The organism is Dehalobacter restrictus DSM 9455 (assembly GCF_000512895.1).
Classification (GTDB): Bacteria; Bacillota; Desulfitobacteriia; order Desulfitobacteriales; family Syntrophobotulaceae; genus Dehalobacter; species Dehalobacter restrictus.
On record NZ_CP007033.1, the window covers coordinates 1,945,789 to 1,960,981 of the forward strand.

General features: G+C 39.3%; 14 protein-coding genes, 1 pseudogene and 3 riboswitches. Of the genes and pseudogenes, 3 read left to right on the plus strand and 12 right to left on the minus strand.

The genetic code is table 11. The annotated features are described in order from the left end of the window. Positions 1 to 294: 294 nt before the first annotated feature. The 4 genes from DEHRE_RS09325 to DEHRE_RS09340 all read right to left on the minus strand — a co-directional run bounded on the left by DEHRE_RS09325 (position 295) and on the right by DEHRE_RS09340 (position 2,927). Positions 295 to 1,428: a radical SAM protein gene (locus DEHRE_RS09325; protein WP_025205855.1), complete on the minus strand. Its 1,134-nt coding sequence runs from the start codon at positions 1,426 to 1,428 to the stop codon at positions 295 to 297. Between the two features lie 33 nt (positions 1,429 to 1,461). Continuing rightward, entirely contained in the window at positions 1,462 to 1,728 is a 267-nt protein-coding gene (locus tag DEHRE_RS09330; protein WP_025205856.1) for a PqqD family protein, read from the minus strand. Between the two features lie 81 nt (positions 1,729 to 1,809). Then, entirely contained in the window at positions 1,810 to 2,334 is a 525-nt protein-coding gene (locus DEHRE_RS09335) for a VanZ family protein (RefSeq protein WP_025205857.1), read from the minus strand. A 44-nt stretch (positions 2,335 to 2,378) separates the two neighbouring features. After that, complete coding sequence (locus tag DEHRE_RS09340; RefSeq protein ID WP_144284045.1) at positions 2,379 to 2,927, minus strand: hypothetical protein; 549 nt, start codon at positions 2,925 to 2,927, stop codon at positions 2,379 to 2,381. A 76-nt stretch (positions 2,928 to 3,003) separates the two neighbouring features. On the opposite strand from DEHRE_RS09340, the gene istA reads away from it, so the two are divergent. Beyond that, positions 3,004 to 4,518 (plus strand): IS21 family transposase, encoded by a 1,515-nt coding sequence (gene istA / locus DEHRE_RS09345; protein ID WP_025205859.1) that lies wholly within the window; start codon positions 3,004 to 3,006, stop codon positions 4,516 to 4,518. Continuing rightward, the gene (gene istB, locus DEHRE_RS09350; RefSeq protein WP_025205860.1) at positions 4,511 to 5,251 is read left to right on the plus strand and encodes an IS21-like element helper ATPase IstB; all 741 of its coding nucleotides are present in this window, start codon (positions 4,511 to 4,513) and stop codon (positions 5,249 to 5,251) included. The genes istA and istB overlap by 8 nt, the downstream gene beginning before the upstream one ends. A 374-nt stretch (positions 5,252 to 5,625) precedes the next feature. Here istB and DEHRE_RS14815 read toward each other — a convergent pair whose 3' ends face one another. The 4 genes from DEHRE_RS14815 to DEHRE_RS09370 all read right to left on the minus strand — a co-directional run bounded on the left by DEHRE_RS14815 (position 5,626) and on the right by DEHRE_RS09370 (position 11,095). Then, the gene (locus tag DEHRE_RS14815; protein ID WP_158407243.1) at positions 5,626 to 5,766 is read right to left on the minus strand and encodes a hypothetical protein; all 141 of its coding nucleotides are present in this window, start codon (positions 5,764 to 5,766) and stop codon (positions 5,626 to 5,628) included. A gap of 90 nt (positions 5,767 to 5,856) precedes the next feature. Next, a riboswitch (cyclic di-GMP riboswitch) is annotated at positions 5,857 to 5,932 on the minus strand. 23 nt (positions 5,933 to 5,955) lie between these two features. After that, on the minus strand, positions 5,956 to 8,025 hold the full coding sequence (locus DEHRE_RS09360) for a beta-galactosidase (RefSeq protein WP_158407244.1): 2,070 nt from the start codon (positions 8,023 to 8,025) through the stop codon (positions 5,956 to 5,958). Between the two features lie 59 nt (positions 8,026 to 8,084). Then, positions 8,085 to 8,160: riboswitch (cyclic di-GMP riboswitch) on the minus strand. A gap of 29 nt (positions 8,161 to 8,189) precedes the next feature. Next, a riboswitch (cyclic di-GMP riboswitch) is annotated at positions 8,190 to 8,265 on the minus strand. 69 nt (positions 8,266 to 8,334) lie between these two features. Beyond that, positions 8,335 to 9,423 carry an Ig-like domain-containing protein gene (locus tag DEHRE_RS14125; RefSeq protein ID WP_025205863.1) on the minus strand — a complete coding sequence of 363 codons (1,089 nt, stop codon included), beginning with the start codon at positions 9,421 to 9,423 and terminating at the stop codon, positions 8,335 to 8,337. 67 nt (positions 9,424 to 9,490) lie between these two features. Beyond that, on the minus strand, positions 9,491 to 11,095 hold the full coding sequence (locus tag DEHRE_RS09370) for a beta-galactosidase (RefSeq protein WP_025205864.1): 1,605 nt from the start codon (positions 11,093 to 11,095) through the stop codon (positions 9,491 to 9,493). An 88-nt stretch (positions 11,096 to 11,183) separates the two neighbouring features. Between DEHRE_RS09370 and DEHRE_RS09375 the strand changes: the two genes are divergently transcribed. Continuing rightward, positions 11,184 to 12,287, plus strand: a complete 1,104-nt coding sequence (locus DEHRE_RS09375; RefSeq protein ID WP_025205865.1) for a nucleotidyltransferase domain-containing protein — start codon at positions 11,184 to 11,186, stop codon at positions 12,285 to 12,287. Here DEHRE_RS09375 and DEHRE_RS09380 read toward each other — a convergent pair. The 4 genes and pseudogenes from DEHRE_RS09380 to DEHRE_RS15575 all read right to left on the minus strand — a co-directional run. Further along, complete coding sequence (locus DEHRE_RS09380) at positions 12,284 to 13,036, minus strand: CpsD/CapB family tyrosine-protein kinase (protein WP_025205866.1); 753 nt, start codon at positions 13,034 to 13,036, stop codon at positions 12,284 to 12,286. The genes DEHRE_RS09375 and DEHRE_RS09380 overlap by 4 nt on opposite strands. A 17-nt stretch (positions 13,037 to 13,053) precedes the next feature. Next, positions 13,054 to 13,725, minus strand: a complete 672-nt coding sequence (locus DEHRE_RS09385) for a YveK family protein (protein ID WP_025205867.1) — start codon at positions 13,723 to 13,725, stop codon at positions 13,054 to 13,056. Between the two features lie 24 nt (positions 13,726 to 13,749). Continuing rightward, a complete protein-coding gene (locus DEHRE_RS15570; RefSeq protein ID WP_427846248.1) occupies positions 13,750 to 14,163 on the minus strand; it encodes a UDP binding domain-containing protein in 414 nt (137 codons plus the stop codon). A gap of 75 nt (positions 14,164 to 14,238) precedes the next feature. Continuing rightward, positions 14,239 to 15,068, minus strand: a pseudogene (locus tag DEHRE_RS15575) (UDP-glucose dehydrogenase family protein); the annotation flags it as partial. Between the last annotated feature and the right edge of the window lie 125 nt (positions 15,069 to 15,193).

The following is a 15,193-nucleotide window of genomic DNA, read 5'->3' on the forward strand; positions in this document are numbered from 1 at the left end:
AATCAAAAAATCCTATTCTTGGTTGTTAGCAGTAAAAACCTTTCCGCCATAAGTAAATGTACAGAATGGCACATTATCCGGGCAAGACCCGGTCGTTGTACATTGCTGGCTTCCTACTCCCACAGCTGCAAAGCTTTCTTCAACACGTAATGAAATAAAATGAAACTCGGGTTTAAAATAACACTTCATCCTTCTTCACCCCATTCAAATAATAACCTATGAAAGGAGTATACTCGCAGATTCCAGTTTTTTCAAGTCCTATTTTTTGTATATTTATAGAAACAATTAGTGAACTCAGTTGTTTTTTTGGTTATTATAGTCTGTCCTTCTTTTCGCCAGTTCACAGAGATACGGCGCTGGCTTGTCATAGCTTCCGGTTTCCTGATACAGTCTTCCAGGGCAGTGTTCACATAGTACTTGATATTCGCATTCCTTGCACGCCTTGCAGACCGGGATCTGGGCACACTTTTGTTTCAACTCCACCCAGGCATTTTGAAATCCGGAGATAAGCGGATACACTTTGGGTTCCCCCATGATCCCGCAGGGAGCCATGCTGCCATCCCAATTCACCCAGCCGGTACAAGATCCGGACATACATTGAAAGGCAAAATTTTCATCAGTCTGGGCCTTTGATGCAAGGATTTCCCGCATTGCCTCAGCGACAGCATCATCGTTTGGATTCACGGTTTTTTCCGTTTCCCCGATGATTTCGTTGTCAAAGCCGATCTTTCCTCTCTCCGTCATATGGATTTCAAAATTCAGCAATTCTTCCGGAGAAAGGCGGCATTCGCAAGAAGCAGTATTACAGCCTTCACGCACCGGCGCGATATAATTGACCACGCCCAGAACGCATTTCCTCTTCAGGGCAAAATTATGGATCTCGTCAAAGTCCGCTCTATTATATTGTGTAACCGTGGTTTTGATCTCCGTAGGGATCCCTTTGTCCATTAACAGATCAACAGCCCGCGTCGCCCGGTCATATCCATCGGCAAATCCAGTTACTTTCTTGTAGGTATCACGGGAAGCACCATACAACGTAATACTCACAAGTTTCGGCGGAATTCTGGAAAGCCAATTGACAAATTCCGGCGTAATCAGTGTTCCGTTGGTGAATATTTTAATGATTAAACCCAAGTTCATCAATTTTTCATACAACTCTTTAAAATCCTTGCGTAACAGCACCTCTCCGCCGGTCAGCGTAAGAAACAGCAGTCCGGCATCTCGGGCCTCTTCAGCCAATCGAACCCATTGTTCTGTTGTTAACTCTTTTGCTTTGGCCTGTTTATCATTCGCGGCATAACGCACATAGCACATCTTACATTGCAAGTTGCACCTTGCTGTCAGCTCAAAGGAAGAAGCAATAAACTCTTTTCTTTTTTTGCTCTCCAATGCCAAATTGAGATAGAGCTCATTCCAAGTTTTTGCCATCAGACAGAAATCTCCTTATCAGCGTTCACTTTACTACGCTTCAATCAATCCTTTATCTTTAATGCTTTGGATAAATTCCTGAATATCCTTCTTGGCGATATCTTCGTCAACGCTGTATTCCGCCATCAAAACCTGAAGAAGCTCTTCCTCGGTTGTACCCTCTTTCAACTTCCCCCACAGAAGCGCGCCGCTTTCACTGAGTGTCATAATGCCATTAAATTCAACAACGCGCTCACCCAGTGGCACAACAACCCATTGACCGGCTACTTCGCGTAATAAGAATCCCTCTTTTAATTTCAATTACTATCACTCCTCATATACGCATAATAACTAAATATTACCATATAGAATTAAAAAAACATACAATTATTTTTAAAAATTTCATTTATTTCTCTGTTCCAGTTCCCAGATCCGTCTTTTCAACTTTTTAATATAATGAACTATTCCAAATAAAAGCGTGACAAGTAGAACACCCGTCAAAACCCCCGCAGTATCGATGCAAATATCCAGGATCCGCGACGTGCGCATCGCAGAGAATCTTTGATGATATTCATCAATGATCCCGAAAAGCGGGGATAGCAATACCGAAAACACAGCTGCCGGCACAACACGGTTAAAAGCGATATTCAGCATGATGCACATAACGGTGCCAATGAGTGCATATTCAATAAAATGAGCTGCCTTTCTGAGCAGTTGATTAAAGGTGACTTTCCAAAACATATCTCCTCTGTCCAGATCAAAATACCGATCCAGCCAATCAATCATCTGGTCAGCGATCCTGATGCTTAAATGATTCGACTGCGTTCCTGTCTGACTGCTTAGCTTCCATGAAAGGAAGACTAGAAACACAAGCACAATAAACAAGCCAACTGTCCCAATTATTCTTCTTATGATGCTGCTTTTCATTTGTTACCTCAACCATATACTGTTCAAAATATATCCTTGTCACCTTAATGGACCAGACAATGCTGCAACATCTCCACTGCCTCCCTGTCAGGACGGCATTTCAGACTGTATACGCCTACACCTGAAAGTACCTCAGACAACGTATGTAAGCACATTGCCATGATGCTTTGATCATAATACGGCAAAAAACACCGCGGGGTGATCTTGGCTGCAGCCTGTGCTACGGGGATCCGTGTAATCTGATTTTCCGGAGCCTGCTCCAGTAAGACGATGGCTTGCAAAGGCGCAGATCCATTGAAATAAAGTGTTTTCGATCCGCTCCAACCGTGTTTAAAAAGCAAACGATTGTGAAATAAAATCTCCATTATGAAGCCGGACACAATCGGATTAATCATCTGTTCATTACCCGCATACGTTATCTCATCCCGGCTCCAGTCCGCATTCGCATCAGCTCTCGCAATCACTTTTCCGGTCGTATCGTCCGTCAAATAAATGGAGGTAGGGTAATGTGAATGGTAATATAAAGCATACCGATTTACGCCAATGAAAGCATACAGGTTTCTGCCACAAAGCATACAACTTTTCGCCAACAACCATACAACTTAAATCAAAAGACGCTACCGGACTTTTGTTAGAATAGATCTAGCAAAGAAGTCAGGAGCGGATGGGATGAAAGGATTTAAGATGTATAAAGAGATACAGCAACTTAAGGAAATTGGATTCACTCGGTCTCGGGCAGCGAAGCAGCTGAACATAAATCGAGAAACCGTAACACGGTATTGGAACATGACAGCGGATGAATTTGCTAAACAGCTATATAGCATTTCCCGGGAAATGCTACTTTCGAAATATGAGGAAATTATCACCGGTTGGTTACGCCAATATCCAACGATGACAGCCGCACAAGTATGCGATTGGCTCAAGGAGCATTACAAAGAGGATATCAAAGAACGTACTGTCAGCCGTTATGTCAAAGGGTTACGAGAGGAATATAATCTAAAAAAATCAAATCATCCCAGGGATTATGAGGCTGTAGAAGAGCTCCCAATGGGGCAGCAGTTGCAGGTGGACTTTGGTGAGAAGTGGATGCAATCCATTGGTGGAGGGCGTGTGAAGATTCGTTTTGCAGCCTTCGTATTGGCTCATGCACGGTACAAATGGGCCTTCTTTCAAACCCGACCATTCACAACAAACGATCTAGTTTCAAACTGCCATGAGTGCTTTAGATATATGGGTGGAATGCCGCTAGAACTGGTATTTGATCAGGATAGCATCGTCAGCGTTTCAGAAAACTATGGAGATATCATTCATACTTTTGAGTTTGAGAAGTTCCGGCAAGAATGCAATTTAAAAGTATATCTCTGCCGTGCAGCTGATCCGGAAAGTAAGGGCAAGATTGAGAATGTGGTTAAATTCATCAAGTATAATTTCCTTGAAAACAGACTGTTTGCTGACGAGGAAGTTCTCAACAGTTCATTTCTGAATTGGTTGGATAGAACCGGCAATGCGAAAATTCACGGCACTACTAAAAAGGTACCGGCCAAAGTGTTTGAGGATGAACGTGAACACCTTATACCCCTGCTGGACATCCGCTCAAACAGTGATGTACCCATCTACAGAAACGTCCGCAAAGATAATACCATCGTCTACGACAGCAATCGGTACTCTTTACCTCTTGGTACATACAACAACCAAAAAGAAGTCAGCATTGAGGCTAAGAGTGGAAAATTAACAATTATGACCGTATTCGGTGAGTTCATCTATGAACATCCAATCTCAACCGGCAGAGGTCAATTAATCAAAAGCACCAGTCATTCCAGAGACGTTACAGACTCCGTGGATGAAGCTCAAAACACCGTTGATGAGCTACTGCTGTTCAAAGCAACAGATTTTCTGAAAACTATTCGAACGGAAAAGGCTCGTTATGCCCGTGATCAGTTCAGGCTGCTACAAACATTATGCGATAAATATAGGATTGATGAAGTACTAAATGCCATCAAATATTGTGAGGTGAGCAAACTCTTCGGAATAACTTATGTAAAGGATTTTTTAGAGCACAGTGTCAAACCAAAACAAGTAATCGTCCTCAATACTATTCCGGTTAGCAATAGCAAATACCATGTAACCACTGAGAAACGCTCCCTGGATGTTTATGCAAAGGCAGGTGGCATCCATCATGAATGAACGGATTGAGCGTGTCAATGCATTAGTTTCAGGACTGCATTTGCCCGCTGTCGATATAGAAAGGCTTTATGCTAAAAAGAACAATCTTACACCGCTAGAAAGCATCGAAGTTTTTCTTACCGAGCAGCAACGTCTTAGGACGGAAAAGCAAAATCTCATTCGTAGAAGAAGAGCCAATCTACCCGCCGAAAAAACATTGGAAACTTTCGACTTCGGATTTCAACGCAGCGTGTCCAAAGAGCAGATGCTAAGGCTATTCGACATGACCTGGGTAGAGCAAGCTTTCAACATTTGTTTCTTGGGACCACCTGGTATTGGAAAATCGCATTTGGCCTTATCCTTAGCGGTACAAGCTTTAAACCTGGGTTATGCCGCTGCTTTCACTACCTTAGATGAACTCATGATTACCCTGAAAACCTCGCAAATCTCGACAGCCAGTAATAGACGAATCAAAATACTAAACTCAGCAGCCCTGGTTATTATTGATGAGGTTGGCTTTATGCCACTTTCTACAACAGAAGCAAATTTGTTCTTCGGCTTCGTCTCCTCTATGTCCGAGAAAACATCATTGATCATTACCTCAAATAAGGGTTTTGATGAATGGGCTGACTTTTTAGGTGATGCTACAATTACAACAGCGATTTTAGACAGACTTATCCACCACTGCGAGATAATAAACATGACAGGCAACAGCTACAGACTCCAACACAGGAAGACTATTACCCAGTTATAAAATGTTGTATGGTTTGTGGCGAAAAGTTGCTGGTTTTACTTGACTGCTTACAGGTAATCACCATCAGAAATACAAACCCATTTGGCGCGGTCATCTACAAGGATCTTCCCTTGAGGAACTGCAATGCAATTACTTGCTCTTGTCACAATCTCCAGGTCGATGAATTCCGGGTATTATTTTACTGCAAATGCTTCGAGTATCCGAAACCTTCCCGCCGCTCCGAAGCTACTCGGATCGTCAGCCCGGCAATTTGATAGTAATAATAATTAATAACGATCAACCCTTCTCAAGGAAATGAACCTGCCTAATATTGACAGGTCCAATAAATCATACCATATTTTCGCAAGCTGTACTATCCCTTTTACGCGTTTTTCTTAATGCCTGCCTCTACCATTACCTTTGCCCCAGCCATTGTGATTACCGTTATTCCCCAGATCAGAAGGTACTGGTATTTCAATTGTTGTCGATGCTGTGCAGGCCAGGCTTTCTTCCGCTCTTAATTCAATGTACTCCAAACTTGGTTTTACATACGCTTTCATCATTCTTCTCTGTTTTTAAATATTTTTAATTTAATATTTTTCTATGGGAAATAAAAAAACTTCATTTTTGGTAGCTGGCTGCCATTTTACAGGCCCTCTAGCTTTGCGTCCCTGCTTTTCAACAGGTTTGCCATTATCAGTAATAAGTTCTACCCATAATTATCTTTAATTTCTAAGAGAATACACATTACCATTTGTTGCTTTCGCTACACTGGTAACCAAAGCATAAGGTTCATCCTTTTCATTCACTAGTCCGTAATTTGTATCTAGCTTATAAGATTTTGTTAATCCTTCAGCCGGAGGATCAACCCACATGAAAAATTCAGAACCGACAAGAAATGGCATATTGAATAATGCTTTTTGATATATTTCATAAGCTTTTGCTCTCTCCGTCTGCGTATCTACTCGCATCCCAGCCCCTACGGTACACGGGAGTCCGCTATCATACGCCGGAAAAGACCATTCGCTTATCATTATTGGCTGCTTTGCTTTATTGTAAATCTGTGCAAATATCTCACTGAGCTCAACGTTCTGATAAACACCATTCACTTTTATTTGGTCATAAGCTGTTTCCGCTTGCAGGTCAACTTTTCCATAGTAATTAAACGTACTTATATCCGTATAATTTCTGCCGATACCCCATACCAAATCATAACATTTCTCAGTTCCGCATGCATTTCTGCTGCCTAATATCATATGGTTTTTATCGTATTTCTTTATTGCCCCTGTTGTTATCGTATAATATTTTTCTATAATCGCTTTTTCAAAGTCTGTTTTATCCGTATTGATGGCCAACTGGTTCTTTCCGGTAAATAAGGTCATTTTTCCAAGTGTCTCGAATGAAGGATAATCTGTCCCCCAAGCCTTGTTCAAACTACTAATATTTCCATATCTATTTTGCAGCCAGTTGATCAAGGCAATCTTTGCCGTATGGGTTTTATCTTTTTTTATGACCAAGTCCGTAAGTCCGTATGTCGTATCAAAACTTTGGCCCCACCAGGAAAGTTCGTTATCCAGATAATAGCCGAAAAGCCATGGGTCATTCTGATCTTCTTGGATCACCTTTCTAGCTAAGTCATCACAATAGTACTCAAATTTTGGACTGAAAACATTCGGAAAACAATGATTGCTTGCGTCCAATCCGTATATTACATAATCTTCTCCGTATTTAGAAAAACTGCTCCCGAATCCAAATGATACCGTATGCGCTAGTCCACGATACCTCAAAGACGGTGCTGAATCTATTCCCAGAAGATTAAATCCCCAACTGTTTAACCGCTCCGCAGTATTTTCTGCCCATTCTTCCTCAGAACCATAGATGCTTTTTACATTCTGTTCATAAGGGGAATAACCCAATGCCTCTGAGTAAATTCCTTTATATGTCATTCTCTGTGTTCCGACGGCAATAAATCCATTCCCATTAGGCGCAATCACCCACCATTTATCCCCTATTTTTTGGGTATGAAAAAATCCCGTTTTTTTACCGCTTATCGTCGTATCTGTTTCGATTTTAAGCTCAGGATATGAGCTAACTGCATTAACTTCATAAACTTTTTTATTTATTGTGCATTTTGCGTTATCGTACTTTGTTTCTACGGCCGCACTTGTCAGAGCAGGAATTCCTTTCTTTGTACAATTCTCCGAAGAAAAAATATATTCTTTCTCCCATATTTTTTTACCATCTAACTCGCATACTACCCCTGTAATTGATTTATTATTTAAACTTATCTTGAGCACATACGGCTGGTTATATTTCCACTCAATTCCATCTCCTACGTATGAACCAACTTTTAGTTTTGTCTCCCCATAATCTTGCACACACCATTGCCCATTAAACATTTCTTGAAGTTCAATATAATGCATTTCATTTTTAGCCTCAGGCCCTTCAACAAGTGCTAACGACCAATAATTATTATTGTCTGAATAAACTGATATCCCCGCCGACTTATACTTATCCCCTTGCGATACTTGAATAGTAACTTCAGATTCAAAAGTCAAATCAGTCCCAACGGTAGAATCATATTTAGCAAAGCTCTTTTTCAATGAATTATTTTCGAAACAACCATTATTTACTTCCCAAGATATATCGTCAGTGATCCACTGAGGGCTACCATCACTTCCAGCAACGTAGGCGGAGAAATCATCCTGCAATCTTTGACTGCTTACACTGGGTTCACTTCCAGCTAGTGTTGTTGGTGCCACTAAAACTAATATTAGGCTTATCGTGATTAACATTTTGATTGTTTTTCTTAAAATGTACATATTCTGTCCCTCTCCAAAACAAAAAACTTATTTTTGGTAACTGGCTGCCATTTTACAGGCCCTATAGCTTTGCGTCCCTGCTTTTCAACAGGTTTGCCATTGTCAGTAATAAGTTAGACAAAAACAAAAAACTTAATTTTGGTAACTGGCTGCCATTTTACAGGCCCTCTAGCTTTGCGTCCCTGCTTTTCAACAGGTTTGCCATTGTCAGTAATAAGTTTTTGTCCGATATTCATTTAATTAATAACTATCATATCTTCATTATTTAGTCAATAGTGTTTTTTATATTTTTTCTTTTGTCCTAATATATCTAAAAATAAGTAAAGCAATGATTCCAACAATTAAAACGTATAAACCCACGAATAAATATACGCTAAACGAAGTAACTGTCACTTTACAAGTATCTGATATACTCTTATCTTCTGTACTAACCCTTATGAAAACTGTTCCTGGAGATAAGCCTTTGACCACTCCATCATTAACTGAGGCTATTTGCGGGTTATCTGACGTCCAATTTATTGTTTTATTAGAAGCGTTTGTAGGTATAATTAACGCTTCTAACTTCCGGGTCTGACCGACCTTGATAAATAACTCCTCGGGACTTATTTTAATATTTGTCACCTTTATGTCGTCCAAACTTGTATTTGGATTCTCATCAGCGACAGTTTTTGTAATATTCACCTTAACATTATCAAATTGCGCTTCAAAGGCAGCTGTCGTTAGCGAGGGGATACCTGTTTTAACACAATTATCAGGTTTAAATAGATATTTTGTTTTCCAAATCAAAGAGCCATCCAATTCATATACAGCACCCGTAATACTCAATTCATTTAGAGTTATTTTTAATCGATAAGGGTGATTATAGTCCCAATGTAAGCCACCTGGCTGCAAAGTTCCTGTTTCTAATTTTGTATCTCCCCTTGACTCGGCACACCATTTGCCATTAATCATTTCCTCAAGTTCTACATAGTGAGTATTCTTGTCCGGTGCCTCAACTAAGGCTAAATGCCAGTAATTCTCATGATCTGTATAGACAGCTATTCCTGCAATTTTATACTTATCACCATTAGAAGATTTGATCATCACTTCCGATTCGAAGGATACTTCAGCGCCAGTTGGCGAGTTGAGCAATGCAAAGCTTTTCTTCACCAAGTCATTCTTAAAATAACCGTCATTAATTACCCATGAAAACCCATTGGTCACCCAATTAGGCATTCCATCACTTCCAGTTGCATATCCAGAAAAATCGTCGTCATATACAAATACCGTATTATTTGACGCATCATCCAGTCCGGCCAAGGAGGCCGAACTGAAGGTTAACAGTATCTGAGATACCGTCAATAATACTGCCAGTGCCTTTTTCAGAATCACAATCCTATCGCTTTCCTTTCTAAATATACGATTGGTTTACGAAGACCATCATAATTATGATTTATCTTTAATTTCTAAGAGAATACACATTACCATTTGTTGCTTTCGCTACACTGGTAACCAAAGCATAAGGTTCATCCTTTTCATTCACTAGTCCGTAATTTGTATCTAGCTTATAAGATTTTGTTAATCCTTCAGCCGGAGGATCAACCCACATGAAAAATTCAGAACCGACAAGAAATGGCATATTGAATAATGCTTTTTGATATATTTCATAAGCTTTTGCTCTCTCCGTCTGCGTATCTACTCGCATCCCAGCCCCTACGGTACACGGGAGTCCGCTATCATACGCCGGAAAAGACCATTCGCTTATCATTATTGGCTGCTTTGCTTTATTGTAAATCTGTGCAAATATCTCACTGAGCTCAACGTTCTGATAAACACCATTCACTTTTATTTGGTCATAAGCTGTTTCCGCTTGCAGGTCAACTTTTCCATAGTAATTAAACGTACTTATATCCGTATAATTTCTGCCGATACCCCATACCAAATCATAACATTTCTCAGTTCCGCATGCATTTCTGCTGCCTAATATCATATGGTTTTTATCGTATTTCTTTATTGCCCCTGTTGTTATCGTATAATATTTTTCTATAATCGCTTTTTCAAAGTCTGTTTTATCCGTATTGATGGCCAACTGGTTCTTTCCGGTAAATAAGGTCATTTTTCCAAGTGTCTCGAATGAAGGATAATCTGTCCCCCAAGCCTTGTTCAAACTACTAATATTTCCATATCTATTTTGCAGCCAGTTGATCAAGGCAATCTTTGCCGTATGGGTTTTATCTTTTTTTATGACCAAGTCCGTAAGTCCGTATGTCGTATCAAAACTTTGGCCCCACCAGGAAAGTTCGTTATCCAGATAATAGCCGAAAAGCCATGGGTCATTCTGATCTTCTTGGATCACCTTTCTAGCTAAGTCATCACAATAGTACTCAAATTTTGGACTGAAAACATTCGGAAAACAATGATTGCTTGCGTCCAATCCGTATATTACATAATCTTCTCCGTATTTAGAAAAACTGCTCCCGAATCCAAATGATACCGTATGCGCTAGTCCACGATACCTCAAAGACGGTGCTGAATCTATTCCCAGAAGATTAAATCCCCAACTGTTTAACCGCTCCGCAGTATTTTCTGCCCATTCTTCCTCAGAACCATAGATGCTTTTTACATTCTGTTCATAAGGGGAATAACCCAATGCCTCTGAGTAAATTCCTTTATATGTCATTCTCTGTGTTCCGACGGCAATAAATCCATTCCCATTAGGCGCAATCACCCACCATTTATCCCCTATTTTTTGGGTATGAAAAAATCCCGTTTTTTTACCGCTTATCGTCGTATCTGTTTCGATTTTAAGCTCAGGATATGCACGTATTAAAATGGGTTCTTCGTCTCTGTATGCCAAAGCAACTATATCAATCTCTATAGTTATTTCAGATTTAACCGAAACATCAGGCTCTGATTTTAATACAGAAGAGCAAAGAAGATCGTTTTGCGAATCGTATATTATTTTTGCTGAATTTTGTTCACTAAATCCAAAGGCAGGAAAACCTGTGGAAAAAATAAGAAAGAACAACAATAAATAAAATATTTTTTTTGTTAAAATCTTCAAAATATAATCCCCTTACTTTATAAAAAAATCTCAAATATAAGAAATATGATATAATATAAAAGAGATATTTTGTCATCGGAGGAAAATAATGAAAAGTGTGTATAATCTGCTTCTTCATCTGCTAAGAGTATTTATTAACGGTGAAATACCAGATAAGGAATTACTTGCCTCCGTTGATGGCGTTGAACTTTATAATCAAGCCAGACTACAAGGTGTTTCTTCATTTCTGTTTGAGACTGTTTATCAACATAATGATTTGTTAAAAATCGATCACAATGTATTGACTCATTGGAAAGAGAAAACGGTTGTGACTGCCGCACGTCAGTTGATGATGCTTCCAACGATAGAAACAATCTTTAATCTTTTTGAGACCAATGGCATAACAGCTATATCACTTAAAGGACTTGTCTTTAAGGAACAATATGCTCGGCCTGAACTACGTTCGATGAATGATCTAGATGTATTAATCAACGAAAAACAGATGAATCAATGCATAGAAGCGATGACTTCTCTAGGTTATAAGCCGAATGAACTAAATTACAATGATCCTGATCATATGCATATCGATATGATAAAAGCGGGTACATTCGCCGTTGAGCTTCACCGAACCCTTTGGCATCCCAAATATATGCAAAAAATCGACAACAGCGACTGGGTAGATCATATCTGGAAAGACAAGCGTCTTCAAACGGTAGCCGGATTCCAATTTTATTGCTTATCTCCGGAGGATGAATTGATCAATGCTGTTATTCACACAGCAAGGCATTTAAAACACTCTAATGCAAATCTTCGTCTTCTATCAGATTTCGTTCTATTTTTTAATTCTTACCGCAATCAAATTGATATAAACTACATTGAACAAACCTTAAAGTCAATGGCAATCTTGGATTTCTACTATTATTTAATGGATACATGCCGATTATACTTAGGATTACATCTTCCTGATAACTATCAATTAAATTCGACCAAGAATTCAGTGATAATCATTCAGAATATCATGAACAAAGAGGAAATGATTATAAGCAGCGATAGAGATCAAGAAAAAAAAATTAATGGTTATCAGTATTTGCTCCAAAAGATAAAACTTGTTATCTCCAACAGCTCCATATACAATAAGCTCTTAAAAATCGTTCATCCTTTACGATCAAAAGCACGTTTTCTACGGAAAATCGGACTACATTTTCGGTATTAAACCTTTGCTGTATCCTTAGATATTCCCTTATTTAATGACCTAAATTGCTTTTTTGCCTTTTTCAAAAATCGATTGGAATTAAAGAAATAATTATAAGAGCTGTAGTATCTTTTATAATCACGCTTCTTGACTTTATTCAGAACAATCCCGATCAACTTGGCATTAATGCCATGCAATTGTTCTTTGGCCCGTTGCAGACTTTTTTTCGAAGTGAATCCCGCTTTTACAATCAGCATAGTTGCATCTGCTTTTGACGCGACTATTGCTCCGTCAAAAACGCTTTCTAGCGCCGGCGTATCGAAAATTATATAGTCATACTCAATTTTTACTTGCTCGAATAACTTCTGAAAGCGTACTGCACACAACTTTTCGATCGGATTCGAACAGTCTGTTCCACAGGATAAATAGGTTAGGTTTGGAATATTCGTGTTGCTGATTACCTCCTCTAGTCGACCTCTCCCCTCAAGATAATCTGACAAGCCTAACTGCGCTTCAGCATTCAACCTCTTTGCAGCCGTCGGTTTACGCATGTCTGCATCAACGAAAAGCACCCTCCACCCAGAGCGTGCAATGGATATCGAAAGACTAATCGCAAGCGAAGTTTTTCCTTCTTCTGGCTTGCAACTCAATAAAGCAAACGTTTTACTTCTTCCATTATTGTTAATGAGAAGACCGGCTGTAAGCATTTCATAAGCGTCCCTGACCGCATTATTATCATTATCATACACATTAAAAGTCTTTATCTGCATAATATTACTTCTCCTCTTTATTGAAGATCATGCTCGGGTATAATCCCAATGACACGAACCCCGATATTATTTTCAATATCTTCAACTGAACGGATGGTTGTATCAAAATATTCCAACAAATAAATAATTCCCAAGGAAAAAACTTCTCCTGCAACGATCCATAGAATCATTTTTATAATGCCGTTATCCGGGATTGGCGTATTAGAAACCTGAGCTTTATCCAATATCCCGATAAAATCACTATTTGTGATTTCTTTAACTTTTGACGAAAATACTTCTCCCATTACATTCGCGATTGATGCAGCCATTATCGCATCATATGCAGTCACTCTGATTTTTAATAAACCCGAGTCTTCGTTGATTGATAAATTCGCCATTGAGGAAATTGTGCCCGCAGATAGACTATATTGATCCAGCTTCCTAGCGGCTTCAGCAGCTACAGAGCGGCTATAAAAAATCCCGGAATATTGTTTAAGAAATTCCTTCCCCATCGTGATGTCAGAATAACTCAAAGACTCACCTGCCGTCACTCTATCACGATTGAGAACATATAGCGTTGTATCTGCGTTATACGTTGGAGATGATAAGAAAATATGAAAAAACCATCCCATTCCTCCAAATAAAACCGCAGAAACAACGCATAACCACCACTTGCGACTGATTGAATCGATGATTCTTCTAATTTCCACGTATATCTTCCTTTCAATAACGTATTATTTTCCGACTCCGTCATATATAAAACCTATCGTTTCAAGCTCATTCCTGTCATAAATATTTCTGAAATCAAAGAAATAATTGCCGTTCATTTTACTTTTCATCTTAGCTAAGTCCATACTCCGAAACTGGTTCCATTCCGTAAGCAGGACAACAGCCTGAGCATCTGCTATAGCTGCATATTCATTCTCGGCATAATCAAGATCCAAATTCAGAAATGCAACTTTTTTGGCGTTCTCCATTGCAATCGGATCATAAACAGAAAGACGTGCCCCTCTTTTATGCAACTCATGAATTATCGTAATTGAAGGAGCCTCCCGCATATCATCGGTCCCTGGCTTAAAAGCAAGTCCTAAGACGGCAATCCGCTTGCCTTGAATATCCCCCATTTTTGTGATGATTTTATCAACCATGCGTAACTTTTGAGATTGGTTCGCAATAATTACAGCATCTACAATTGAAATATCAACGCCAAACTCTCTTCCAATATGCACTAACGCCTTTGTATCTTTTGGAAAACAACTGCCCCCGTATCCCGGACCTGCATGCAAAAAAACTTTCCGATTCGCTTATCCAATCCCATCGCCCTTGAAACATGCTGCACATTTCCCCCTGCAGCCTCACATAGACGAGATATCTCATTAATAAAAGTGATCTTTGTGGCAAGGAAGGCATTTGAAGCGTATTTAATAATTTCTGCTGTTTCGATATTGGTGAGAACAAAAGGGTGATTATTGAGATAAAGGACTCTATAAACATCACGCATGATCTCTTCAGCCTTTACATGATCTGATCCAATGACAATCCTTTCTGGATGCATGAAATCATTGACCGCTGCTCCCTCTCTAAGAAACTCAGGGTTAGAAACAACATCATAATCGATGTTGAGCTTACGTTTTTCTAAAACTTCTTTTATCGTCTGTTTTACTAATTTCCCAGTTCCTACTGGCACGGTGGACTTATTCACAATAACCTTGTAGCAATTCATGTTTTCTGCAATTTTCCTTGCAGCTGCTAGAACATAATCTAAATCTGCGGATCCATCATCCTGAGGCGGTGTCCCGACTGCAATAAAAACAACATCCGACACATCCACAGCCATTGAATAATGGGTGGTAAAATCCAATCTGCCTGCATAATAATTCTTCGTCACAAGATCTTGAAGACCCGGTTCATAGATTGGAATGATCCCCTTCTTTAATGTCTCTATCTTATTTTCGTCAATATCCACACAGATCACACTATGTCCAAACTCAGATAAGCAGGCTCCTGTTACCAAGCCAACATACCCTGTGCCAATAACTGCTATTTTACTCATATTATTTAATTCTCCTCACTGAAGCAACAGATATTGTGATTATAGCTCATTTTGAATCTTTTTTCTATCTGATTATTTTTTTCTAGATAAGTCAGATCAAACTAATGCCTATTAAAATTAATACT